Source organism: Acinetobacter sp. YH16040_T, assembly GCF_024605785.1.
GTDB classification, from domain to species: domain Bacteria; phylum Pseudomonadota; class Gammaproteobacteria; order Pseudomonadales; family Moraxellaceae; genus Acinetobacter; species Acinetobacter amyesii.
In genome coordinates this window covers 194,414-219,725 of the sequence record NZ_CP094541.1, presented here as the reverse complement: position 1 = coordinate 219,725, position 25,312 = coordinate 194,414, and the positions used below count along the sequence as shown (strand labels likewise).

The 25,312-nt window shown below is 39.8% G+C and carries 24 protein-coding genes, 1 tRNA gene and 1 pseudogene; 10 read left to right on the top strand and 16 right to left on the bottom strand.

The annotated features are described in order from the left end of the window. Positions 1–83: 83 nt before the first annotated feature. The 3 genes from MST16_RS01055 to MST16_RS01045 form a co-directional block, all read right to left on the bottom strand. Positions 84–1,115 (bottom strand): DUF932 domain-containing protein, encoded by a 1,032-nt coding sequence (locus MST16_RS01055; protein WP_180010605.1) that lies wholly within the window; start codon positions 1,113–1,115, stop codon positions 84–86. Positions 1,116–1,135: 20 nt separating this feature from the next. Then, a complete protein-coding gene (locus MST16_RS01050) occupies positions 1,136–1,414 on the bottom strand; it encodes a hypothetical protein (RefSeq protein WP_180010607.1) in 279 nt (92 codons plus the stop codon). A 103-nt stretch (positions 1,415–1,517) separates the two neighbouring features. Continuing rightward, positions 1,518–2,426: an inovirus-type Gp2 protein gene (locus MST16_RS01045; RefSeq protein ID WP_180010609.1), complete on the bottom strand. Its 909-nt coding sequence runs from the start codon at positions 2,424–2,426 to the stop codon at positions 1,518–1,520. 368 nt (positions 2,427–2,794) lie between these two features. On the opposite strand from MST16_RS01045, the gene MST16_RS01040 reads away from it, so the two are divergent. Continuing rightward, entirely contained in the window at positions 2,795–3,718 is a 924-nt protein-coding gene (locus tag MST16_RS01040; protein ID WP_168378966.1) for a hypothetical protein, read from the top strand. Here MST16_RS01040 and MST16_RS01035 read toward each other — a convergent pair. Beyond that, positions 3,712–4,188, bottom strand: a pseudogene (locus tag MST16_RS01035) (tyrosine-type recombinase/integrase); the annotation flags it as partial. The gene MST16_RS01040 and the pseudogene MST16_RS01035 sit on opposite strands and share 7 nt — an antisense overlap. 652 nt (positions 4,189–4,840) lie before the next feature. On the opposite strand from MST16_RS01035, the gene MST16_RS01030 reads away from it, so the two are divergent. Together MST16_RS01030 and MST16_RS01025 are read left to right on the top strand one after the other, a co-directional pair. After that, on the top strand, positions 4,841–5,068 hold the full coding sequence (locus MST16_RS01030; RefSeq protein WP_078190515.1) for a hypothetical protein: 228 nt from the start codon (positions 4,841–4,843) through the stop codon (positions 5,066–5,068). 190 nt (positions 5,069–5,258) lie between these two features. Continuing rightward, positions 5,259–5,334 (top strand) — tRNA-Thr (locus MST16_RS01025). Between the two features lie 51 nt (positions 5,335–5,385). Here the strand turns inward: MST16_RS01025 and MST16_RS01020 are convergent. The 3 genes from MST16_RS01020 to MST16_RS01010 form a co-directional block, all read right to left on the bottom strand. Next, positions 5,386–6,213, bottom strand: coding sequence for a cyclopropane-fatty-acyl-phospholipid synthase family protein (locus MST16_RS01020; protein ID WP_180010611.1), 828 nt, complete (start codon positions 6,211–6,213; stop codon positions 5,386–5,388). 1 nt (position 6,214) lies between these two features. Then, complete coding sequence (locus MST16_RS01015; protein WP_180010613.1) at positions 6,215–7,513, bottom strand: FAD-dependent oxidoreductase; 1,299 nt, start codon at positions 7,511–7,513, stop codon at positions 6,215–6,217. Positions 7,514–7,943: 430 nt separating this feature from the next. Then, positions 7,944–8,822, bottom strand: a complete 879-nt coding sequence (locus tag MST16_RS01010; protein ID WP_078190517.1) for a pirin family protein — start codon at positions 8,820–8,822, stop codon at positions 7,944–7,946. Positions 8,823–9,144: 322 nt separating this feature from the next. Here MST16_RS01010 and ycaC point away from each other — a divergent pair, with 322 nt between their 5' ends. Both ycaC and MST16_RS01000 read left to right on the top strand, forming a co-directional pair. Continuing rightward, positions 9,145–9,777, top strand: a complete 633-nt coding sequence (gene ycaC, locus MST16_RS01005; protein WP_180010645.1) for an isochorismate family cysteine hydrolase YcaC — start codon at positions 9,145–9,147, stop codon at positions 9,775–9,777. 106 nt (positions 9,778–9,883) lie between these two features. Further along, positions 9,884–10,807: a LysR substrate-binding domain-containing protein gene (locus tag MST16_RS01000; protein ID WP_168378962.1), complete on the top strand. Its 924-nt coding sequence runs from the start codon at positions 9,884–9,886 to the stop codon at positions 10,805–10,807. Between the two features lie 69 nt (positions 10,808–10,876). Here the strand turns inward: MST16_RS01000 and ahpC are convergent, their stop codons facing one another. Beyond that, positions 10,877–11,440, bottom strand: a complete 564-nt coding sequence (gene ahpC / locus MST16_RS00995) for an alkyl hydroperoxide reductase subunit C (protein WP_078190520.1) — start codon at positions 11,438–11,440, stop codon at positions 10,877–10,879. 486 nt (positions 11,441–11,926) lie between these two features. Next, the gene (locus MST16_RS00990; RefSeq protein WP_180002755.1) at positions 11,927–12,931 is read right to left on the bottom strand and encodes a T6SS immunity protein Tli4 family protein; all 1,005 of its coding nucleotides are present in this window, start codon (positions 12,929–12,931) and stop codon (positions 11,927–11,929) included. 238 nt (positions 12,932–13,169) lie between these two features. Between MST16_RS00990 and MST16_RS00985 the strand changes: the two genes are divergently transcribed. Both MST16_RS00985 and MST16_RS00980 read left to right on the top strand, forming a co-directional pair. Continuing rightward, the gene (locus tag MST16_RS00985; protein ID WP_180010615.1) at positions 13,170–13,568 is read left to right on the top strand and encodes a transposase family protein; all 399 of its coding nucleotides are present in this window, start codon (positions 13,170–13,172) and stop codon (positions 13,566–13,568) included. Further along, positions 13,516–13,992: a transposase family protein gene (locus MST16_RS00980; protein ID WP_218946159.1), complete on the top strand. Its 477-nt coding sequence runs from the start codon at positions 13,516–13,518 to the stop codon at positions 13,990–13,992. Before MST16_RS00985 ends, MST16_RS00980 begins: the two co-directional genes overlap by 53 nt. 244 nt (positions 13,993–14,236) lie before the next feature. Here MST16_RS00980 and ssb read toward each other — a convergent pair whose 3' ends face one another. The 3 genes from ssb to MST16_RS00965 all read right to left on the bottom strand — a co-directional run bounded on the left by ssb (position 14,237) and on the right by MST16_RS00965 (position 17,481). Beyond that, positions 14,237–14,824: a single-stranded DNA-binding protein gene (gene ssb, locus MST16_RS00975; RefSeq protein WP_078190523.1), complete on the bottom strand. Its 588-nt coding sequence runs from the start codon at positions 14,822–14,824 to the stop codon at positions 14,237–14,239. Positions 14,825–14,875: 51 nt separating this feature from the next. Then, a complete protein-coding gene (locus MST16_RS00970; RefSeq protein WP_111884498.1) occupies positions 14,876–16,240 on the bottom strand; it encodes an MFS transporter in 1,365 nt (454 codons plus the stop codon). A gap of 155 nt (positions 16,241–16,395) precedes the next feature. Further along, entirely contained in the window at positions 16,396–17,481 is a 1,086-nt protein-coding gene (locus tag MST16_RS00965; RefSeq protein ID WP_180010617.1) for a DUF475 domain-containing protein, read from the bottom strand. Positions 17,482–17,688: 207 nt separating this feature from the next. Between MST16_RS00965 and tenA the strand changes: the two genes are divergently transcribed. After that, on the top strand, positions 17,689–18,354 hold the full coding sequence (gene tenA / locus MST16_RS00960) for a thiaminase II (RefSeq protein ID WP_078193179.1): 666 nt from the start codon (positions 17,689–17,691) through the stop codon (positions 18,352–18,354). A 111-nt stretch (positions 18,355–18,465) separates the two neighbouring features. Here tenA and MST16_RS00955 read toward each other — a convergent pair whose 3' ends face one another. The 3 genes from MST16_RS00955 to MST16_RS00945 all read right to left on the bottom strand — a co-directional run bounded on the left by MST16_RS00955 (position 18,466) and on the right by MST16_RS00945 (position 20,234). Continuing rightward, on the bottom strand, positions 18,466–19,188 hold the full coding sequence (locus tag MST16_RS00955) for a hypothetical protein (protein ID WP_180010619.1): 723 nt from the start codon (positions 19,186–19,188) through the stop codon (positions 18,466–18,468). 189 nt (positions 19,189–19,377) lie between these two features. Next, positions 19,378–19,716 carry a GlpM family protein gene (locus tag MST16_RS00950; protein WP_180002743.1) on the bottom strand — a complete coding sequence of 113 codons (339 nt, stop codon included), beginning with the start codon at positions 19,714–19,716 and terminating at the stop codon, positions 19,378–19,380. 134 nt (positions 19,717–19,850) lie between these two features. Further along, a complete protein-coding gene (locus MST16_RS00945) occupies positions 19,851–20,234 on the bottom strand; it encodes a hypothetical protein (RefSeq protein WP_180010621.1) in 384 nt (127 codons plus the stop codon). Between the two features lie 179 nt (positions 20,235–20,413). Between MST16_RS00945 and uvrA the strand changes: the two genes are divergently transcribed. Further along, on the top strand, positions 20,414–23,245 hold the full coding sequence (gene uvrA / locus MST16_RS00940; RefSeq protein ID WP_180010623.1) for an excinuclease ABC subunit UvrA: 2,832 nt from the start codon (positions 20,414–20,416) through the stop codon (positions 23,243–23,245). 190 nt (positions 23,246–23,435) lie between these two features. Next, on the top strand, positions 23,436–23,936 hold the full coding sequence (locus MST16_RS00935; protein WP_180010625.1) for an NF045616 family extracytoplasmic (lipo)protein: 501 nt from the start codon (positions 23,436–23,438) through the stop codon (positions 23,934–23,936). Positions 23,937–24,388: 452 nt separating this feature from the next. On the opposite strand, the gene blaOXA is transcribed toward MST16_RS00935, so the two are convergent. Then, positions 24,389–25,240: a class D beta-lactamase gene (gene blaOXA, locus MST16_RS00930; RefSeq protein WP_373683930.1), complete on the bottom strand. Its 852-nt coding sequence runs from the start codon at positions 25,238–25,240 to the stop codon at positions 24,389–24,391. Positions 25,241–25,312: the final 72 nt, after the last annotated feature.

Here is a 25,312-nt window from a genome sequence, read left to right as displayed (position 1 = left end):
GTTTTAATTGAAAGGGGTTACATGAGTGCTCTGATGAGCATTTGTTTGGGGTGACTTGATCAACATGAGTGAGACAGTTAATTTCAGGCGATCAAAGCAAGTGCTTGCTCTAATCCTCGTTGTTTCACACCCGCACCTGCACCGAACCAAGCTGAGTCAAGACGGTGATCTGTACTCATGGCACGTCGTTCATGATCCACAAATTCCGTGATCGAACACAGTAAGCCATAAGCAGTGTCTTTGGCGGATGACAGGTCAGCACCGCGTCCTTGCCCATTAAACATCTCTAAAGCTTTATTCATAGCACGACCATTCGGTTCAGGCTTTTTCTCCTGAGCTTGCTGCGCGACATTACGATAGAACTGAATGATGTTTTCTTCAGGATCGGAAATTGACATGGTGCTATTATTGAATACGGCATCAAAATAAGCTTTGGCTTCCTGCTGACTCACCTTACGCTGTGTGAGCTGTTTCATCTCATACATGTGCTCATCCCATGCATGCACTGAAATACCCAATTGTTGTTTCACTTTCTCTGCGTCAAACTTGGTACTATGTGGGACCTTCACTACTCCAGCACTACTGCTCTGCCCACGTAGCGCAATAGCTAAAGTGTTGCTACAGACCACCCGGATACTTGTGAACTGTGCTGTCGTTGCCAAGGAGCCATCACACGCAGTAGCCAGCAGGATATAACCATTACTGACATCCTTAGACTTTAAAGCGGAACTTTGACCTGTACGTGCCAACGCCCAGAACTTCTTCCCACCTTTCAAAACCCCTGCGGTTTCTAACTCAAAGCCAGATTGCTCTGTCAGATCTCGGTAGAACTCCAGAATCTCTTTAGGCTGAACTTCCTGATAACGCTGACTGACCACAGACAAGGGTGCATGGGTATCTGAGCGATACAACACTCGCTGTTCTTCAAATGGCATGATGATGCTCTGACCACGTTCATTCTGCGCCATATAGCTGACATCGGAGGATTCAATCCGCCAATCCATCCCGGCTTGCTGCGCCCAGACTTCCAGTGGTTGTTTCGGACTCAGCTGATTACCGAGACAATGCCAAGGGGTTTCGCCAACATAGGCGATTTGTTCGATTTGATGTGCCATCGTTCTTATCTCCTAGGTTATTAGCGGAAGTTCTGCTGACATTGATTACAGTGATAGTAGGTCATAGTGATTGGCTTTTTAGACTCATCAAACACGCTGCTAAATAGACCACCAATGACCGCACCTGCAAGCCCGCCAAGCAGTGGGGATATAGGCAATGGAAAGCTTTTAGAAATGGATGCACCGATGGTTGCGAACGAAGCTGATGCTGCTAGACCTGTAGACTCAGATCCACTCACCTGCTGATTAACCACTTGAATAACCTGATCGGAAAAACAATAAGGACAATTTAAACTCATAATATATACCTCTAGAAATGACAAAGGCTCACCGATTGGCAAGCCTTGCAAAGTTAAAAAACTCGTTTTCATCTAGATAATGTATATCTGAGATTATTTTCATTTAGCGTCTATCATATTGCGTTATTAACTGACCTTTACCAAATACTCTTCGTCCTCTCGGTTTAACTCGTAAGTATTGAAGGGTACGTTTGTGATGATCAGTAAGGTATTCCATTGCCTCAATGAAATTTGTCACTTGGGTTGAATCACGACGATAGATTACACCAATCCCCAGCTTATTCTCTCTTCGAAGTTTCGCTACACGTTCCCGGTTCCAGCAATTATAGCCTTGACCATAACCTCTAGTAATATCCCTCCATAACTCAATAATTTCATCTCCCCAATATGCTGCGCTTCCATCACGATAGGCATTATCATAAATGATTGCTAAGTGACAGTGAAAACCTTTACTTTTACCGCCTTGCTCCACTCCCCATATATACCCGACCACATGTTTAAATATGCCATCTTTATTTTGGATACGATTAAGTAGTACATCTAAGTCCTTATAAATATCTTCAACTCTGATTCGATTAGAATATTCTTGCAAATAACCCAAGTCCACCCGAGCAACTAATATTCGGCTATATTTACCAATTATTGACTCACAATATTTCTGCACTTCAATTTTATTTTCATCTTTCTGTTTTTCGATAATTTCATAATCTCTTTCGAAACTTTTAGATAACTTCAAAAAGTCCGATCTCAATTCTCTATACCCAATCGATTCCAATTCATTTTTAAGATCAACTTCATCAGAGTCTATGCTTTGTAAGTCATATATCAGAATAATAAAGAACTGAAGATAACCTGGGTATTCATCATCAGGATCATAAATATCATTAAAGTCTAATAACAGATTAGTAAGCTGTGAATAGAATCCATCCCATTCCCTACTTCTTCTTTTTAGACATTTTAAGAAGTTCTCAATATCAAGTGTAAGTTGTGCCTGATTAAATAAATTTCTCATGTTTAAACCTATGTGTGTGATAGTTACATAGGTATAGGGAATTCAGTATATGTATACGTTTACTTTTCAATAGGGTGTTAGCTAATAAACGATTAGATTAATAACCAAAGCTCTAGGGAGTCCAAATTCCTCCTGTAGTACAGCATCCCTTCCCCACATGAAAAACATTTCCTCCCTGCTCTACGCTTAAATTCATGCAGGCTCTAGTCTCAAAAAAGCTAGAGTTAAGCTTAACTCTAATAATAACTAGTAAAAAAATGCGTATAGGCTATGATTTATAGGAATCTGCCATAACTTTAGTATTGAAAAACACTTGCTTAAATACTAGTATAAATACTACAAGAAATACTACGGATATCTTTTAAAAAATGGCTCTAAGATCTATAAATTCCCATAATGAGAAAGATTTTTTAATTAATAATTTTTTAAGAGGTTTTAATAAGTGTGATTATGTATGGATTGCTTGGAATTTAGATAATGAGGATAATCACCCGCAGCGTTACTTATTAGATTTTTTCAACAAATATTCTTCTTTTGAACTTCTATATGAATATATAAAAAATACTCTATTAACATTTGAAGAAGAGAGCCTTAATTTAATTATAGATAAATATAATAATAAAAAGGAGAAGTACTTATTAAAAACTGATCTTAACTCATTAAAAACTAGCCATAGATTATGCTGGTTTCTAGTTAACAGATTTTCAAGCGAACACAGAATATCCTTAATCACCGGTTCAAGGACATATAAACAAATTCACAATCCATATATTTTTTTCTTAGTAATTATTTTTATATATAAAGAAAAACTAGGGGGAGTAGACGAGATAGACTTAGTATTAAATAAATATATAGCCGACTATAGAGAGATTAAGAATGAAAGAAAGAATTTAGAAAAATATATTAATAATAAAGATTTTACTGAATGGTCTGTAAATTATATTGATAAAAATTTTAGATATTCAGTTTTTCCTAAAATTCATATTGATACCCATGAATTACATCAAGAATATATTTATGCATATTTTGATGATTTATATATTTATAATGAAGAAAAATATATTAATGATTTAAATAAACTTAAAAAAGCTTGGCAGCAAAATGTTTTTAGAAGGAAAAATAAAGATAACCCTAAAAAAAGTTATCATTTACCATTAAAGAAAGAATCGAAAAAGTTTTTAGAAAAATTAGCACATTTCAAAAACATTTCTGAAACCGAAGTTCTAGAGAAACTAATTAATGAGGCGTATAAAAAGGAAATGTGTAATGAAAAAGGAAAGGCTAATTACTGAGTAATCCACCTTTTCACCTGCTCCCCATACCACTCCATCAACCTCACCCGCTCATCCTAATATTGCACTCGGTTATATGCCGAGCGAATTCTATTTTGAGGCACATGAGCAAGCTGCCTTTCAATGGCATCGGGATTAAATAAATTTGATTCGTTTACGACTGTACTGAATAGAGATCTAAAACCATGTGTGGTCATTCTTCCTGCATTGCCTGAACGCTTGATCACCGCCAAAATAGACTCACTACGCATAGGTTCTTTGTTATCCAAACGATGTGGAAAAAGCAGTTCCTGATTGTAAGTAAGTCTTAAAGCCTGCAGCTCCTCAATCATCATGTCCGTCAATGGCACACGATGTGGCAATCGGTTCTTCATACGCTCCTCAGGAATATCCTACTTACGCCATTCCAGATCAAATTCTTCCCAGTGTGCTTGTAGTAACTCACTAACACAAACACCTATCAGTATAACGACACAGTACATCTGAGAATCATTTAGTGGACTACTATTAACATGTCATTTTGAAAAATGTATGTGAAATAACCTTATAATTGTTCTATGGTTCCATGAACTTAAAAGAACACCGCCACCTCGATCTAATTGGGGGTAAAAATGGGGGTAAAATAAAAATATAATTTTTTATTTTAATTAATTATCATATGCTTAATACAAAAATATGACTCCCTCTTTCGCCAGAATAAACTGCAATGCCAAGCAGAATGAAGGTCTAAATTGATAAAATTTAGGCCTTTTTTAATTTTATTGTTCTCAATATTAAATATCCCCCTAATTGATCTTCTATTTGTTTAGCTCAATAACTTCACAGTATTTAAGTCCTGATTGACGGATTTCAATCACACGTTTTTTTCCTAATGCACGACTTATGGATTTTTTATTGGCAGCAATAAGTACACGTATATTTACAAATACAAATTTTATATTCTAAAGACAATTACTTAAGCCTATGCTAAAAATAAATCATCCTCTCAATATAGGTACTATTCAAAAAATTATTCATTAATTTAAACATCATAGAACTGAAACGCGATTGCGGTACTTTTAACTTGATCAACGAAAAACTTAAAAAACACATTTCATATATCACTGCTATTCGGGAGAGAACATGAATAACAGCCAGAATTATGTTAAGCAGATCAAGAACGCCAAACGTGGTGGCTATACCCCAACCCTTGCCAAAGACATCAATAAACATAAAATTCAAAAAGCACAGCGTCTGATTGACGAATGGCGAAAGCTCGCCAATGAACTCCGCCCCCAAATGCAACTGGAGATGGCATATACACTTGAAGAATGCGCACAGGATCTAGACCAAATTTTAAGAATGAAATAGCACTCAACGCTCACCCATCCTATTTTTTCGCCTACATCTTGTGGGCGAAACATTACCTATTTTTATTTCTCTGGTTTTTAGAGCCAAACATCGGTCGAATGCTGAATAAATCAAACGTATAAATTACATTCGATTTGCTGTTTTTTTAACTTGCACCACTTCAAAAAATCTGTAGAATGCATTCCACAACGCCGGCATAGCTCAGTTGGTAGAGCAACTGACTTGTAATCAGTAGGTCCACAGTTCGAATCCGTGTGCCGGCACCATTTCTTAGCCTCGCTTTTTAGTGAGGCTTTGATGTTTTTAAAGCCTCTTTTTTATGGCTTCCTCGCGCTAATCTGCACATAACGAATCAGCCCGTCTCGATACAACTTCTCACACAATTTTGCCGTCATCTTGATTTTGAATTGATCCACATGACTCAGGCTCATCTGACTTTTTTGTTCTTGAATATAATCGGCAAAACCCTGAAATACGAATTCGCTGATATCTTCAATCTGGATATTTTCGAAACCTGCCTGTTGCACTTGGTGTTGTAAATTTTGCTTTGAATTTAAATTTTTCAAATTCACATCTGCTGCTTTCAACAGACTTTGATATTTCAATCGTTGCACTGAATTTAAATTCAAAAACGCATCGGACAACATCAAATAGTGAAAAGCAAAGCGTCCCTTTGAATTCAAAACATTAACAACTGATAAAAGCAATAAATTCAAATCACTATGATACGCAGCATCAATACACAGTACGGCATCCATACAGTTTTGTGGATAAATATTTTTTAAATTCAAAAATGAATCTTGTTGTATTTTGATTTTTGAATTTAAATTTTTTTGGATTTTTTCCACACATTCGGTTTGCAATTCGACTGCGGATAAGTTTTGAATTTGAAAATGTTCCATCCAAAAAACCAAGCTCGCGCCCTGCCCACAACCAAGGTCTAAAACACGATCTGTAGATTTTAATTGAATGGATTCGGCAAGATGGAAAGCGAGTTTTTGACAGGCTGCAGGATAGGATGATTTTGCATCATTCCAATAGCCCAAATTGCTCCAAGCAAGCTCCGCATCATCTCCGAGTAGTCGACTGTTAATCGCATATTTATGGCTAGGGATGTGCTGACGAATTGCTTGAAGCCATTTCATGTTAGTAACCGAGTTGAGGGGCTACCTCCACTTTAGGTTTTAAACCCACAAACGGCAATGGTGCACCAAAAATTTCTGCAATATGCATAGCAGACGTTACCGCAGACTCTAAAATCGGCAGACCGTCACAAGACCATGAACCACAGAAGAAGACTTTACGTTCAGGGGATAAATGTCGTTGCTGTAACTCTTTATTCAGCGCCACGGTATGTGAATCCACCACTGCACGTGTCAAACTGACCGAAGAGATCACTTTTTTAGGATCAATCGGTGTCACTGGCTGCCAGGTTTGGAACACAGGGGTTTTACCCACCAAGCTCGGCTCAATGGAGTTGAGCCATACGGTAAATTGCTGACGGGTAAATTTACGATCCATCATATAACTTAGTACAGACCAATCTTTACGCTTCGGCGGCATCACTGTTTGATCGGTGTGAATCACCAATTGACCTTGCTCAAATTTAAATTTCTTTAAGAGCTCAATATCGTCAGCAAACTGGGTTGAATCTAAAAATTCTTCCGTTTTGGTGGTTGGTGTCGCAACAACCACACGATCGAATAGATGATGTGCTCCGGCCTCAGTTTCCACCAAGACTTTATTGTCTTGCTCGTGCACTTTGGTAATTGCCGTACCACTTTGAATATTTAAACCTTCAATCAGTTTATCAACCAACGCAGGTGTACCACCTTGGATACGCAGCAAGGCATCGCCATTGGTCAATTGACGCAAGAAAATCAACAGCGGTTTAGCAGGCCATTCGCCAATCGTTTTCGGGTTACAGGTGCAAATGGTATACAACACTGGCATGACCGCACCATGCCAAAATACTTCTTCAATTTCATTTTTATTAATGAACTCGGCAAGCGTGATGTCCTGATTTTTTGATTTAAAAAATCGAGTGATCGCGGCTTTGAGTTGCAACATTCCTTTGACTAAACGCCAGCCATATTGTTGTAAGCCTTTACGGTTATTAATAATTGGGAAATTACCAATACGGCTACGACTGGTGGTCAACCACGTTTCTGTACGATCTTCAAATAGCCAACTGCATGCCATATAGGTACGGACGGGGAAGGTTTTAATCCCTAAATGGGTCGCCAAACTTAAGGTATTTTTCCAGAGGTGTGGATTCATCACACGCAAAGGGGCATCGATCAAGCCGCCTTCAAACTCAGTGCTGTGGCTATCCATACCACGACCAGGCAGAGCTTCGAAAATTGTAATGTTATGCCCTGCGTCTTTAAGAATTCTTGCGGTAGCCAGCCCAGCCATGCCACTACCGATGACTGCAATTTCCAATTTTCTTTTCCATCTATAAAACACAGTTTAAAAGTATGACTGATCAGAAGTTAAAAATAGCTATTAAAAAATACCAGATTCGCACTTTTTGTATGGATTTCAGTACAGCCGTTTTTAAGTTAAATTTACAAATATTTACAGTCAAAAAGCACACAATTTAAGCTTTGTTTTTTAAACATATTTTTCTTTAAAATTTTAATTACCCTATAAAACCAAACAATTAAATTAACCATTTTTATAACTTTCGGTTTACTTTAAAGCCAAGTCTCGCTAAGATGCGCCACATAAGAAAGTGATAAATTCATCACAATTTATCAAAAGTAAAATGATATTTAAATCATGACAACTATAAATACTACAGCGCTCAATAAAAAAGCCTCTGACTGTTCAGAGGCTTTTTTTTCGGCTACTTCAACGACATGATTTTCGCTTAAGCTTCATGCGCCAGCGCAATTTCACCAAATTTTCCGTTATTGAAATCATCAAAGGCTTGAATGATTTCAGCTTTGCTATTCATCACAAATGGGCCATAACCTTGAATCGGCTCATTTAGTGGCTCACCGCTAAGCAACAAAAATTGTGTGTCCTGCAACGCTTGTAGCTGAATGGCGATATCGTCTTTGGCAAACATGACCATCGAACTGTCTTGCACTTTATGGCTTTCATTCACCACAACCTCACCCTTCAAGACCACCAAAATGGTGTTATGCCCTTCAGGTACATGTAAGGTGGTTTCATATTGAGCTTTCAACTCACCATCCCAGACATTCACTGGACTAAAGGTCTGTGCTGGCCCAAGGTGACCACCCATTTCACCGGCAATCACCCGAATATGGCCTGCACCTTCATCCATGTCTATGCGTGGAATATCTTGGCGCGTGATCGCTTGATAACGAGGCTGAGTCATTTTGTCTTTTGCCGGTAAATTCACCCACAATTGAACCATCTCAAAAAGACCACCTGCTTGAGCAAATTCAGGCGAATGAAATTCTTCATGTACCAAACCCGAACCTGCGGTCATCCATTGCACATCGCCCGTTTGAATTGTGCCGCCACCACCACTTGAGTCTTTATGAGTCACTTCACCGCTGTAGGCGATAGTCACGGTTTCAAAACCACGATGTGGATGTGAACCCACGCCATGCTGTGCAGTGGTGGGATCGAACTGATAAGGTGCCGCATAATCCAAAAGCAAAAATGGGCTAATGGCCTGACCTAGACGATCATAGGAGAATAAGCTTTTGACTGGAAAACCATCACCCACCCAATGCATTTGCTGATTACGATAAACACCAATTACTTTTTTCATTTCTTAGCTCCTATATTCATACGATAGGATGAACATAGCGCTTATTTTAAGCTTTGAAATACTTGATGGCCATCATCCAGATAGCATTCTATATCTCAAATTTAGAACAATACTCAGACATACAATCTGCACCTCACTCAAAACCAAGCATTAATTTCGAAATTCTAAGGTTTAAGACATATACAACGATGAATTATCCCAATTTTATGATTGAGCTTCTCATTTAAACCCATTTCATTGTCTCATTTTTACAACTATTCTAAATCTAGTTAACACGCAGATTTCATCTGATCCTGCGTACTTGCAAACAGGAAAGAGGACAATAAAATGGGGCAAACCTTACGTTCGTTTAGACAAAGATAATGCCGCGGTACTTTTAGTTGACCATCAAACAGGTCTACTTTCATTGGTTCGCGACATTGATCCAGATAAATTTAAAAATAATGTGCTCGCACTGGCTGCAGCCGCAAAATATTTTAATCTTCCAACGATTCTCACCACCAGTTTTGAACAAGGTCCAAACGGTCCATTGGTTCCAGAACTCAAAGAGATGTTCCCTGACGCACCTTATATTGCACGCCCAGGTCAAATTAATGCTTGGGACAATGAAGACTTTGTGAAAGCCGTCAAAGCAACCGGCAAAAAGCAATTGATTATTGCCGGTGTAGTGACTGAGGTTTGTGTTGCATTTCCAACCTTGTCTGCTTTAGAAGAAGACTTTGACGTCTTTGTGGTGACCGATGCTTCAGGTACATTCAACCATTTAACCCGTGACTCAGCTTGGCAACGTATGACGCAAGCGGGTGCGCAGCATATGACGTGGTTTGGTACCGCGTGTGAATTACACCGCGACTGGCGTAATGATATTGAAGGTTTAGGTGCGCTTTTCGGCAACCATATACCGGACTACCGCAACCTCATCAACAGCTATACGCAAAATACTGAAAAGAAATAATCCTTCAGTAGTAAAAAGCGGCTTCGAGCCGCTTTTTTTATACCTGATGTATAAATTGACGTATGATGATTTGAATTGAAATAATTTTCACTGCATAAGGTGATCCATGCATTCATTTGATGATTATTACTACTTTTACTTGGTGGTGAAACATGGCGGTTTTAGCGCTGCAAGTGAAGCATCGAATATTACAAAATCAAAATTAAGCCGACGCATTTTAGATCTTGAAGCCAAATATAATGTCACCCTTATTCAGCGTTCTACCCGACACTTTAAGGTCACGACATTAGGCCAAGAATTGTATGAAGAATGCATAAAAGTAATCGAACAAGTTGAATGTGCGCATCAGGTGCTCCTGAAGCAAAAAAGTGAACTTGAAGGCTTGGTTAAAATTAGTTGTCCACCGGTCATGATGGAACATCAAATTCGCCCCTTGTTAAATCAATTTTTAAAAGATCATCCCAAAGTTCAGGTCGAACTTGAGCTGTCTAGCCGCCGTGTAGATGTCTTGCATGACGACATTGATTTAGCGATTCGTACCAATTTTAGTAAAAATGAAGACTCGAGCATTATTGTACGTGACGTGATTAAAACCGTGCATTGCTTAGTGATTAGTCCTGAACTTTTACAAGGACGCGAGTTAAAGCATATTTTCGAATTGACAGAATTTCCGAGTATCGTTTTGGGTACACAGAAAAACCGCTATCAATGGCATTTGCATCATACGGGACAGCAAGAGCAGATTGAAATTGCCTTACAACCTCGGATTAAAAGCAATGACTTAGCCGGTGCTTATTATGCGGTACTCGATGGTTTAGGCATCGCAGACTTACCGTATTTAACGGTACAAGCAGATATTGAGGCAGGTCGTTTAATTCACCTCTTCCCCGAATGGTGCTCAAATGTCGGTACGGTACAATTGGTATATGCTTCGCGAAAAGGTCAGCGCCTAGTCATGGAAAGATTAATTGACTATTTAGTCGCTGGAATTCGTGACTATGCTCCGGAGCATGATGGCTATTTAGTTTAATGTTCTAGACCACAAAAAAAAGCCAGAACTGAGTTCTGGCTTTTTTAAATCTACGGTTGGATCACTAAATTAGATTTTACCCACTAGGTCGATCGATGGTGCAAGCGTCGCTTCACCTTCTTTCCATTTTGCAGGACATACTTCACCTGGGTGTGCATGTACATATTGAGCAGCTTTTACTTTACGCATCAATTCAGAAGCATCACGGCCGATACCACCTGCGTTGATTTCAACGATTTGGATTTTACCTTCAGGGTCGATCACGAAAGTACCACGGTCAGCAAGACCATCCGCTTCAATTAAAACATCAAAGTTTTTCGCAAGTGTCCAAGTTGGATCGCCAACCATTGGGTATTCGATTTTCTTAATTTCTTCAGAAGAATCGTGCCAAGCTTTATGCGTGAAGTGTGTATCAGTAGATACTGAATAAATTTCTACACCCATTTTTTTGAATTCAGCATAGTGATCAGCAAGATCGCCTAATTCTGTTGGACATACAAACGTAAAGTCAGCAGGATAGAAGAACACCACAGACCATTTACCGTAGAAGTCTTTTTCTGAAACTTCAATAAATTGACCGTCTTGGTAAGCGGTAGCGTTAAATGGTTTTACTTCAGTATTAATTAAACTCATTTGATATTCCTCTAACTCATTTCAGGGATTGCTTATCTGTTGAAGCTAGAATACGAAATATCAAACCATAGGTAAAACCGAACTTTTTTATAAAAACTATCGGATTTTTAGATTTGTTATTTAAATCAATCTTTGCCTTTCCATCGTGCAAACCAATCAAGTTCAATGGGTGCAAGCCTTTATATCCATAAAGAGGGTCTGCCAAGCAGCCTGTGTAAACTGTTGTTTATAGTGTGATGGTGGCGTTTTGACTTTATGTGATAACCATGCCCGACAATAACTTTCGGTTGCAGGGAACCATACTTTCTTAGATTCCATTGGTTCAACATTTGAGCCCATGATGCCCGGTATAAAAATAATAGGCACAACCAATTTAGGCCCAATAACGGCATTGCAAATAGTTTTATTAGTGCTTGGAGTCACAACAGACTTGAAGCAATCCCCCAGTACTATCAATAGGAGTTTTTTCAATCGTCATAATTATTCCTAGAATTTTTTTATTGTTTCAAGAATTGATTCATATATTTTTAGGGCTTCTTTTTCTGAAAGGTCTGAAGTCCGAACATTACTTCCATCGTATCCAGAATCAAACTCATACTTTACCGCTGGATCATTAATCTTCTGAGCTGTTCCTGCATGTTCCCAAGTTGCAATAATCCCATTTCTGCCTTTCATTGGAGCTTTGCTTACCCATTCCGATCCAGTGAGTTGATCACCACTAGTTTGGTTTTTTGTACCTTTTCTGATTGTTTTGAATGATGTGTACGTTAAATGAAGAATTCCATCACGTTTTAGATTGCTTTCTGTGCGAGTAATTAAATCTGGCAATTGATGAGCAACAGCATCGACTTGCATACTTGTTCTCACAGATGGCATATCGCTCATTTTGAATGCAATCGTATGTGTACTTCTTCGGAACTGTGAATCAGAATCTTTAATAAATCCATTTAAGATACAAACACCTTTCTCAGAAGGAACTGTATCGTTGTTGCGAGCACTGATATTCGCAATGATCTTGTTCATTTCATCAAAAACTAGACCTTTCTTCTCTGGCATGTATGGGATCTCAAACTTGAACAATGTATTCCGATCTAAGACCCAAAAATGAAGCTGTAAAGGAGCACCTTCAATAGTTCCAGCTTTCCCTGAGAAAATACGTACTGACTTAGACCCAAATATTTTTAATTCTGTGTCCAAAGTAATTTTAGATACTTTACTAGTAAAGTAATCTTTTAATGATGCATATTCAGCATTTAATTCAGCAACGGATGATCCAGTTTTACTCTTGATTTGGAATGAGTTGAATATATCACCACCAGCGATCTGCTCGACATTTTTAGGCAATTGGATCGTATATCTGCCAGCACAAAAACTTTTAGCGTTTTTTAAGTCAACCATTGGACTAAATACCTTAGAATTATTGTTTGCGTGGGAGTAACTAGCACTTATAAACATTGAAGTCATTAAAGCTAGTTTAACAATTGTTTTCATTGGTATTTCTCTCGAATATTAAATAATGTTAGTGTTATTAATTTCTAAACTATACGTTTAAATTATATTTATCAAAATTTGTAAAATTTAATTGATATATTGATAAAAAATTAAGTACTAAGAGAATGTAATGAATAAATATAATTTATATTAGACATCTTGCATAAATCAAAAAACGAGCACCTTTTTGATTGATATTTGTACTCTAACTTTCTTAGCATTCATGCATAATCTGCGGATGAAATACATTGATTCAAAGAAGAAGCTTTCTGAAACACAGTTTAAGCGATATACCGGCATCTCATGGTCAACCTTTTATTTAATGGTTGAGCAATTGCAGAAGCATGTTCCAGCTAAAGGCAGACCACCCAAGTTAAGTGTGGAGGATCAGGTTCTACTCTGTCTGAGCTATTGGCGGGAATACCGAACTTTATTTCACGTTGCTACGAGTTACGGGGTTTCAGAGTCAACAGCCTCAAGAATTGTACGTCATGTTGAAGATTGCCTGATTCAATCCAATCTGTTTAATTTACCGAAGAATTTGCCTGAAGGCGAAGGGATCGACTGGAATGTGGTGATCGTGGATGCCACAGAAATTCCAATTCAAAGGCCTAAAAAAACAGAAGAAAAGCTATAGTGGCAAGAAAAAGACGCATACCTTTAAAGTACAGGCCATCATTCATTATAAAACTCAGCAAATTCTGAGTTTATGCACTGATCGCGGTATGGTGCACGATTTCGAGCTATTAAAACGCAATTTAAAGCAGATTCCTTCAGGTGCTTTTATCCTTGCAGATAAAGGCTATCAGGGAATTTATGCTGTGTACCCTAATAGCCTATTGCCGTTAAAAGCCAAAAGACGCTGTAAACTGGAACCTGAACTCAAAATCTATAATCAGGCAATCAACAAAAGAAGAATCGGGATCGAGCATGTATTTGGTCGCCTGAAGACCTTTAAAATTCTTGCTGAACGTTACCGAAATAGAGGTAAAAGGCTGGGTTTGAGATTCCGTTTAATCGCAGGAATCTATAACTCGGAATTGAGTAAAAATGATTTATGAAAGAGGTCTATTTTTTAACAGTAATTTGTATTTTATTATCAGGCTGCACTACTTGGAACTAATGGGGCACTGGTAAAAGTCACAAATATTGTCATGTAGTTACTGATAATCAAATAAAACTTTTGAACTGTAAAATAATAAAAAAGTTTACAGAATTATTTCTAATATCTGTAAACTTTCTTTTAACTTACTATATATAAAGAATAATTTTATAAACTTTACAAAACTATATCTTTAGAGTGTGTCAAAACGGTAAGTCATCATCTAAATCTGCTGCTGCAGGAGCCGGTGTCGGTGCAGGCTGTTGTTTTGGCGCAAAACCACCTGGGTTGTTGTTGCCATAGCTATTGCCTTGAGCCGGTTGGTTATTGCCATAACCGCCTTGGTTTGAGTTATTACCGTAGCCACCTTGGTTTTGGTTATTGTTATAACCACCTTGTTGGTTATTAAAACGAGGCTGACCAAAATCACCGCCTTGACCTTGTTCGCCTTGTTGGCGATTATTGTCAAGCATTTGCATTTGTTCACCACGAATTTCAGTCGTGTAACGCTCTTGACCGCCTTGATCTGTCCACTGACGAGTACGTAATGAACCTTCAATATACACTTTAGAACCTTTGCGCAAATATTGCTGTGCAATTTCACCTAAACGGTTATGCAACACAATACGGTGCCATTCTGTTTGCTCTTTACGCTCACCTGTATTTTTATCAGTCCATGAATCACTCGTTGCAATTGAGAACTGAGTGAGAGAACCACCATTTGGGAAAGTTTTTGTTTCAGGGTCACGACCTAAAGTACCAACTAAAATGACCTTATTTACACCACGCATCAGACGTATTCTTCCTATTTGTTTCTATTATTTACTTTATAAGAGTTATGCTTAAATGGCTACCTCTTTCCCTAACAAGTGCGTTAAATGTTGTCGCGCAGATTCATCCATCTGCTGCTTATCCACTTTTACATAAGCCACTTGCTGGTCAGACATCACCACAACTTCTTCAATACCACGAATTGCTAAAAGCTGAGAAGTCCATTCATCCGTTTCTTTATCTTCAGGCAAACTAAACACCATAGACGATAAATAACGCGGTTGAGCCAATCCAAAACTAATGATCAACCATAAAATGGCTAGCCCTGTCAGGATGCCCCATCCCATTGCCGTATCATTTAGCAACAGAAGTTGCCCACCAATCATACCACCAAAAAATGCCCCCAGAAACTGACTGCTGGCGTTCACCCCCATGGCAGTCGCTTTGGATTGAATTGGAGCCGCTTTCGATAACCATGACGGTAATAATGCCTCCATCACATTAAATGCAATAAAGAATAAACCTAAGCCTGTCAGCAAAATATATTTTGATTCGAAACCAAAAATTAAGATGCCCAATCCTAGAATAATGCCACCAATGGCGGTCAAGAAAATGCCGCGCATTTTGCGATATTTTTCCGCCAGAATAATACTTGGAAATGCAAAAAACAGGCTCACGACCAAAAGCGGCAAATACACCAGACCATGTGAATGTAATGGAATATTGGCAAAGTCAATCAACTGAGACGGCACATAGATAAACATCGCTGTGAGCAGTAAATGCAATGAAAAGACTGAAACATGTAAACGATTTAGATCAGGCATTTTCAGTACTTGCTTTAACTGCGTCAGATAACCTTGTTGAAAATTTTTATGATGACGCGTTACTTTCGGTACCAATAGCAACATCGCAATCGCGGCAAGTCCCATGATGGTGGTCACCCAAAATAAACCCGAGATGCCGACTAAACCTGTGAGCCAAGGCCCAAGGCTGAATGCGACCACAAAGGACAAACCGATACTCATCCCCATCATGGCCATGGCTTTAGTACGCTGTTCTTCACGTGTGACATCGGCTAACAAAGCCATCACCACCGCAGATACAGCGCCACCACCAGCAATCGCACGCCCGATAATTACGCCATAGATACTATCGGACATCGCCGCAATTGCACCGCCTAAAGCGAACAACAGCAGCCCGATCACCACCAACGGTTTCCGGCTATAACGGTCTGCAATCAGACTAAACGGGATCTGTAAAATCGCTTGGGTCAAACCATAAACACCAACCGCTAAACCAATGAGTGCCGGTGTAGCCCCTGCATATTGCTGACCTGCCACAGAGAAAACAGGAATAATCATGAACAGCCCCAGCATACGTAAGGCAAAAATACTACTCAAAGCAAAAGTTGAGCGTCGTTCAAGAGCATTCATCATAGCTGGTTAAAAATTCATTAATCTTGGAATGGGATTATAGGACATTCAGCTTAAAACGAAGCAGGATTTTTATTGATTTTAAATATCCTGATAATTGGACAAATAAAAAGCGCAGCTAATGCTGCGCTTTTTGGGAGATTTCAGGCAAATTTAAATTAGCCTAGACTTTCTTGGCGCTTTTTATATTGAATTGAGGCAATCACCGCCCAAACAATAAATGCCACACCAATCAGGCCCGTTACCACTTCAGGGACATGCAGACCTGTGCCACTCGCCAACATAATGAAGGCCAAAGCACCAATCGCATAATGCGCACCATGTTCAAGGAAGATATAAGCATCTAAGGTGCCTTTATCCACCAAGTATATGGTCATCGAACGCACGAACATAGCACCAATAGCAAGACCGAGCATAATGATTACCACATCAGAGGTAATCGCAAATGCACCAATCACACCATCAAAACTGAATGAGGCATCGAGTACTTCAAGGTAAAGGAAACCACCAAAACCTGCTTTGATCACGCCCGTCGGTACGCCATTTGCGTCATGTCCAACCGCATTACCGTTTTCATCAACTTCAGGTTCACCACCCAATAAATGACTCAGTACTTGGACACCGATATACACCACGATCCCCCAGATACCCGCCATCACTACCGCTAGACGAGAGACTTCGGCCACGTTTGCTGCCATTACCAATAACGCAATTAGAGCAATAAACACGGACATCGCAGGAACGTTTGCAAGATTGGCCAAACGGCGCTCTAACCAACGGAACCAATGGGTATCTTTCCCTTCATCTAAGAAGAAGTTCAGGAACACCAACAATAAGAAAGCACCACCAAAGGCCGCAATTTCTGCATGATGTGCCATCAATTTTGCAGAGTATTCAATTGGATTATTCAATGCCAATTGCACCACTTCCATTGCCCCCATGTCAGCCGTTACAGCAACAATGACGATTGGGAAAATCAAACGCATACCGAATACAGCAATCACGATCCCGACGGTTAAGAAAATCATTTTCCAAAAATGATCCCAACCACGGAGTACCGATGCATTCACTACAGCGTTATCAAATGACAATGATACTTCCATCACCGCTAAAATGGCAGTAATGGTCAGTGCTGTCAGCATGGCTTGCACGCCCGCATTTGGGCCATGATTCAGACCCCAATATGCAGAAATAGCAAGACACACGATCGTAAAGACGATTGAGAAACCAAAATGTTTCATCATGATAGATCGACCTATTCATTCAATAAGATTTCAAAATGAGGGAATACCCAGTTTGAAGCTAAGTTTATGGCGCAATTATGCCGCTTTTCAGAATTGAAACCAAAAATTATTCGTTACATTTTGAATAAACACTCTAAGATGAAGGCTCTCAAATACATCGCATCATGGTGTAGACCCGTCTTTCATTTTTAACGACAGGAATGTTCAATGCGTTTTTCTGAAGAAGTTTGGCAACGTAATACCGCGTTATATCAGCAGATACTCCATCTACCGTTTAATCAGGAATTGGCTCAGGGCAGCTTAAGCCGCGATGCCTTTTGCCACTATGTCATTCAGGATGCCCATTATTTATTGGCCTATGGTCGTGCGCTTGCAGTATGCGCAGCCAAAGCATTTGATGCCGACGATGTGATTCAGTTTTCTGAAGCGGCAAAAATTGCCATCGTGGTGGAACGTAGTCTGCACAATGACTTTATGCAAGGTTTCAACATCAGCAAAGAACAGTTTGAAAATACTCCACTGACCCTTGCCTGTCATCATTACACTTCGTTTCTAACGGCAACAGCATGGTCAGAAAGTTACCCTGTGGTCCTTGCCTCACTCCTGCCTTGCTTTTGGATCTATGCGGAAGTCGGCAAAGCCATTGTCAGCCAATCTGTACCGAATAACCCTTACCAAGCATGGATCGATACCTACTCAGGTGAAGACTTCAATACTGCTGTGCAAAACGTGATTCAAACTATTGATCGAGTGGCGGCTCGCTGCGATGCAGATACACGTGAAAAAATGCATGCGGCTTATACGAACGGCGCAAAATTAGAATGGATGTTCTGGGACAGCGCGTATCAACAGCGGACATGGCCTGTAGAATAAACCTTTGATTTAAACTGTATAAAAAATTAAGGATCTAAAATTGCTTTTAGATCCTTTTTTAATATGGTTAGATTCGGTTTTTAGAATGACCATGCACGATCATTTCAGGCATTAGCGTTTAAAACGATACCATCCGAGAAAAATCCCCATCGCGATAATCACCAAAAAAATCGCAAAACGTGCTTCACGCAACTCACTGCGTGCTGCTTTGCGTTCCTGCATCTCTTCTGAATGAAATTGTGATTTGACCATCGGATCTAGTTGAGCAATAGCCAATAAATCTTTGGGCTTTTCACCTTTGCCTAAAATGAAATAAAGCCCTTTGACTTGCATTTCATTGAGTTTTCCCAGTTCAATATTCAGTTGAGTAGCTTGTGCATTATAGTCAGGCACCCAATCTTCTACGCGGGCATATACATGGGCACGACTGGTATCAAAGAGTGATGCATCCAGCACTTTCTTGCCAGTTTGATCTTCCAGTTGTTCACTCAAATCTGAGAATTGGGACAGTACATAGTCTTTTTTCTGTGCCAACTGTACACCATCAAAAGCATACTCTTGTATTTTTTGTGCAGGATTATTTTTCAACAATAAACCTTGCGGAACGACTTTAAAGTCCAGAACAGTATTGTCAGGGACTTGGTTGGTTTGTAGCACCATATAGACCACAGACCATAGCTGTTCATTTTGCCCGACCGCAGGCACGCTCACGCTATAACGCTGCTCGGCTACCGGGTCAATAAACTGTTCAAACGCGAGGATTTGACTGTCTTCAGCCCACAGGATTTGACTTGAAAACATGAGGCAGATGATCACCCAAAATTGTTTTAACATTATTTGCTCTTATCATGATTATTTTCTGTTCTGGCAGAATTATAATTAATTATTCAAATACTTACATTTTAAATCACACATTTAGTGATTGGAAATTCATCATAATTTAATACAAATCTATTGTTTTATAAATGATCTAGAACCGATAAAAAGTTAATCTGAAACAGCATCGATATAGGCTTTTGATGCTTACTGAAAACTCTGCCATGCATAAATCAAAACAGCCGCAGCAAGCACCCAACTCAAAGTTGCTACACTCAAACATGCCGTTAAGCTCAAACGTGTTGCGAGCAGGTACACCATCAATAAATAAATGAAATATGGGATGAGAGACCAGAGTCCAAACAGCGCAGTTTTTTGTAATGCGGCTGCACCCTGATCATTTGCCACAATTACATGAGCAATCAACGCAAAAGTCGGAAACAATGGAACCAAACCTGCAATATAAAACACCTTACTTTTAGACAGCAAAGCAATTAATACCACAACAAAGGCACCCATTAAGCTTTTGAGAAATAAGGACAACATGGCATTCTATGGTTTCGATAAAACTGCATTTTACGCCTTTTCTGCGATAGTCCTGAGATTTTCTAATGCATTTTTATGCGCATAGCACAGGAGATTTAAACGATGAACTTAAAACAGTCATAGTGCCGTGATCTTTATGCACCTTTACACCATAGGCTAGATGTAAAGCGCGCTTTTTGTTGCTCAGCCATGTGCTTAAACTGCGCTTGAACTTTTAAATCTTCAGCACTCATCAAATGTTGATTGTTTTCAACAATTGCCAAAACCAAATCAAACTGTTGAGGAATTTTTTCGCAAGCCAGATGCTTTTTTTCAGCTTCTGTTTTGGCTTGACCTAATTTTGCAATATACAGATCAATTTTTTCACTTTCGGTATTCAGCGCCAAAGTTGCTTGTTCTAAGCTGTCATAATTTTGCGCTTTCGGTGTGTGGTTCGGGGTACATGCACTCAAAAACACACTACACATCAATAAACCCATCACACCTAATGTTAGATTGAGATGAAGTTGCCATTTCATGTTAAAAGTCCTAGATTGCTGATTTGCGGATGTTTTAGGGCATCGGCACAGACAGCTATATTTTGATTCGGCCATTTTTCTCACAAAGTCACGCATAAATCTAGGTTTAAATTACACTTGAACATTTTTCATGCGCTATCATATATAGGTTTTTCGATGAATATTTTAGGACCCCTTGCATGAGCCAAAGCCATATCCGTATTCGAGGCGCACGTACCCATAACTTAAAAAATGTGTCACTCGATATTCCACGCGACAAGTTTGTGGTCATTACGGGTCTTTCTGGTTCAGGGAAGTCCTCTTTGGCTTTTGATACCTTGTATGCTGAAGGTCAACGTCGCTATGTTGAGTCCTTATCTGCCTATGCACGCCAATTCCTTTCGCAAATGGAAAAGCCCGAAGTTGACTCGATTGAAGGCTTGAGTCCTGCGATTGCCATCGAACAAAAATCAACCAGCCACAACCCACGCTCAACAGTGGGAACAATCACCGAAATTTACGACTATTTACGTCTACTCTATGCCCGTGTCGGCACGCCGTATTGTCCTGAACATGACCTCCCGATGGTGGCTCAGACTGTGTCTGAAATGGTCGATACCGTCAAAGGTCTAGAAGAAGGCACGGCGCTTATGTTGCTTGCCCCTGTGGTCCGTGACCGTAAGGGTGAATACACCAACTTATTTGAACAATTACAAGGTCAAGGTTTTGTCCGTGCGCGTGTCGACGGTGAAGTCATTGATATTGATACTCCGCCTGAACTCGACAAAAAGAAAAAGCACACCATCGAAGTCGTTGTTGACCGTTTTAAAGTTCGTGATGACCTCGGTAACCGTATTGCAGAAAGCTTTGAAACTGCACTACGTATGGGTGGCGATATTGCCATTTTGTCGTGGATGAAAGGCGAACAAGAAGATCGCGTATTTTCTGCGAAACACTCTTGCCCTGAATGTGAACGTGCCGTTGGTGAACTGGAACCACGGCTATTTTCCTTCAACAATCCATTCGGTGCATGCCCTGTTTGTGATGGTTTAGGCACACGCAGCCATTTTAGTGCTGACAAATTGATTCCCAATAATGAAGTTTCGATTAGCCAAGGGGCAATCCGTGGTTGGGACCGTCAACGTCCGTATTACTACAGCATGATCCAAAAAGTTGCCGATCATTTTGGTTATTCTCTAGACACACCGTGGAATGAACTCGATGCCGAGACCAAAAAGAAATTCCTTTATGGTACAGGCAAGGAAAAAGTTGACCTCAGCTATATTGATGAACGTGGTCGTTCGCACAAACGTGTGCAAGCCTTTGAAGGGATTCTACCTCACCTAGAGCGTCGCTATCGTGAAACGGAGTCGAACTATGTGCGTGAAGATTTAGCACAGTATTTATCCAATGCTGCATGTGATGCTTGCGGTGGCTCACGTCTCAATGAAATTTCACGCCATGTCCGAGTTAAAGATAAAACCATCGCGCAAATCACCAAAATGTCGATCGGCGATGCTGAAAGCTATTATCAAGACCTCAACTTAAGCGGTGCCAAAGGCGAAATTGCCGACAAGATTTTCAAAGAAATCCGTGAACGTTTGCACTTCCTCGTCTCTGTGGGTTTGAATTATTTAAGTTTATCGCGTTCGGCAGAAACACTGTCGGGTGGTGAAGCACAGCGTATCCGTCTGGCTTCACAAATTGGTGCGGGCCTCATGGGCGTGATGTATGTCCTCGATGAACCGTCTATTGGTCTACATCAGCGTGATAATGACCGCTTGCTTGAAACCTTAGTTCGCCTACGTGACCTTGGTAATACCGTGCTCGTCGTTGAGCATGATGAAGATGCAATTCGAGCGGCTGACCATATTATTGATATCGGCCCAGGTGCAGGTGTGCATGGCGGTCATGTGATTGCCGAAGGGACGTATGACGAAATTTTGGCAAATCCAGATTCATTAACCGGTCAATATCTATCAGGAAAACTCAGTATTGATGTGCCGAAAACACGAACACAACCGCCAAAACCTGAAGAACAAATCAAGTTAATGGGCGCTGCAGGTCATAACCTAAAAAATGTCGACCTGACCATTCCTTTAGGGGTAATGACCTGTGTAACGGGTGTGTCGGGTTCAGGTAAATCGACCCTGATTAACCGGACATTATTGCCACTTGCAGCAACTCAATTGAACGGTGCAACCACACTGACTGCGGAAAAATTTGACTCGATTGATGGCTTACAGTTCCTCGATAAAGTCGTCGATATTGACCAAAGCCCAATTGGTCGTACACCACGTTCAAACCCAGCAACTTACACCGGTTTGTTCACCCCAATTCGTGAACTGTTTGCGCAAACTCCTGAAGCCAAAGCACGTGGTTATGCGGCAGGTCGTTTCTCATTTAACGTGAAAGGTGGTCGCTGTGAAGCCTGCGAAGGTGACGGCATGATTAAAGTCGCAATGCATTTCTTACCTGATATGTATGTGCCTTGTGATGCCTGCCACGGCAAGCGCTATAACCGTGAAACTTTAGAAGTTGGCTATAAAGGTCGTAACATTTCTGATGTCTTAGAAATGACGGTTGAAGATGCAATGCATTTCTTCGACGCTATTCCTGTGATCCACCGTCGTTTGGAAACCTTGAACCAAGTAGGCTTGGGCTATATCCGTTTGGGTCAGTCTGCAACCACACTTTCAGGTGGTGAAGCGCAGCGTGTGAAATTGGCTCGTGAGTTGGCAAAACGTGATACAGGTAAAACCTTGTACGTGCTTGATGAACCAACGACAGGTCTGCACTTCCATGATATTGCCAAATTACTCGACATCCTGCATGAGCTTCGCAACAAGGGCAATACCATCGTGGTGATTGAGCATAACTTGGATGTGATTAAAACTGCGGATTGGATTGTGGACTTAGGCCCTGAAGGTGGTGCGGGCGGCGGTATGATTATTGCCGAAGGTGCGCCAGAGCAAGTGGCGAAGAATAAAGTGTCGCATACAGCGAAGTTCTTAAAGCCGATGTTGAAGTAACAATCTCCCCTTGCAGAGCAATGCTCCTCATCTTTAAAAAAGAATGGGATTCCCTCTCCTCAAAGGAGAGGGTTTGGGAGAGGTATTTATTAATAAAAATCACTAGGATATGTAAAAAAATTTTTCGAAACTTCCTATTAAATCCGTACGATAAAAAGCATTTACCGTAATCTCAATTGGTAGATAAAACATGAAAATTTTAAGCTTACTAATTTTACTTTTTTCAACAAATATTTTTGCTGATCAATTACATGAACCACTTTATTTAATTAAAAAGCAAAATTCCTTGTGTATTTATACAAACAACCCTAGTTCTAAATTACGTGATGATCATATAACACTTATATCTCTAGGTATTCCTGGTTCTAATGCTGGATCTGTTTCAGAGACTATTATTAAAAATCTCGTACATCCTCCTATATACGAAGAAAATTGCCTCTCATTTTCCTTAAAAAATATCAGAAAATCTGGGCCATACTCTGTAGTTTTAGATATGGATAAAACTTATGCTGCGAATTTCTGTATAACTGTTGATGATCAAAAAAAGATATCAATCCATAAGCAAGGCAGCCAATTACAATGTCAAAAATCTATATATAACAACCCCTTTAATATTTCCTTAGAAATTAAAAAAAAATTTATAAAAATTAAGAGTTTTTTAAATGAAAAAACGGACAGTAGTAAATTTTAAAGTTATTTCTAAGAGATATGCTTTTTAATTAAAAAAACTCAACCACATGACGGCGACATGGATGTCGCCTGTTTGACTGGGGCAGCACGGATGTGCCCTCAGTCAAACAAAAGCATTTTGCTTACTTTTGTGCTTTCAAAAGTAAGATAAATCCTACGCAATGGAAGCTAAAACCTAATGCAAAGCGAGGACGTTTAGAAAGCATATTTTTTTGAAAATAACCTGAACTAAATCCATCCACAAAATTCGCACCATTATTTTATACATTCAACTGGAACTGTTCGGACTTACCTTCAACCAAACAAAAGCATTTTGCTTACTTTTGTGCTTTCAAAAGTAAGATAAATCCTACGCAATGGAAACTCAAACCCAATGCAAAGCGAGGACGTGCCAACTCAAAATTCAAAATTCAAAATTCAAAATTCAAAATTCAAAATTCAAAATTCAAAAAATTAACGTAAATAATGAAACACACCCAACTTATCCAACACATCCAACGTCAACTGCTTACGCTCCGCCACATCATCCCCTGCAGCCATCTGCAAATTCAAACTAAACGCCGTGATCTTGCCATGACCATCATCTACCCAACCGGTATACCACCCAACTTGCGGCTCTACATCCATACCCCAACCACTCTTGGCATATAACTTCGCATCTCCACGGCTTTCAATATAAAGCATGTCTTTGACTTGCTTCTGTATAGCAACATCAAAAGGCAAGGTTTGTGTCGCAAGTTGATAAGCAAATTGGACTTCTTGCTCGGGCGTAATCTTTAACGGCCCAACCAACCAAAAATTATCCACCTGTTTGCCAATATTGGCATTGCCAAAACCGACCCGTTTGACTTCTTGTTGCATTAACGCCAAACCTATTCGCCTTGCCAGTTCCTGATAAACAGGCACCGCAGACGCTTGCATCGCTTCACCCAAAGTCAGGTCTTTTTCCCATGACGGGAAAGCACGTTTTTCACCTTTCCATTTAAAAACTTCAGTGGTTGTCGCCTTCTGATGCTGCAAACCAATTAAAGCATTTAACATTTTAAAGGTAGATGCAGGAATGTATGCTGTCTGGGCGCGCTGTAAGTCATTGCCATAATGGCTCATGCGCTGACCATCAAATGTGACAAATACCGCCTGTGTCTGTGCTTGATTAAATAAAGACGGAATTTCACTCACCCGTGAATTTGCTAAATTGGCTTGAGCCGTTTGTTTTAAGTGTTGAGATGAATCCAACATGCCTTCATTTGCTGTACATGCTGTCAAACTCAGGACAGTCATCAACGATAGATATATTTTTTTCATTGCACTATTTTTATGGCGTTTAAAGTCCACAGTATAAGATGAAGTTCAAACCTGAATTGTGTACTTTTCAAC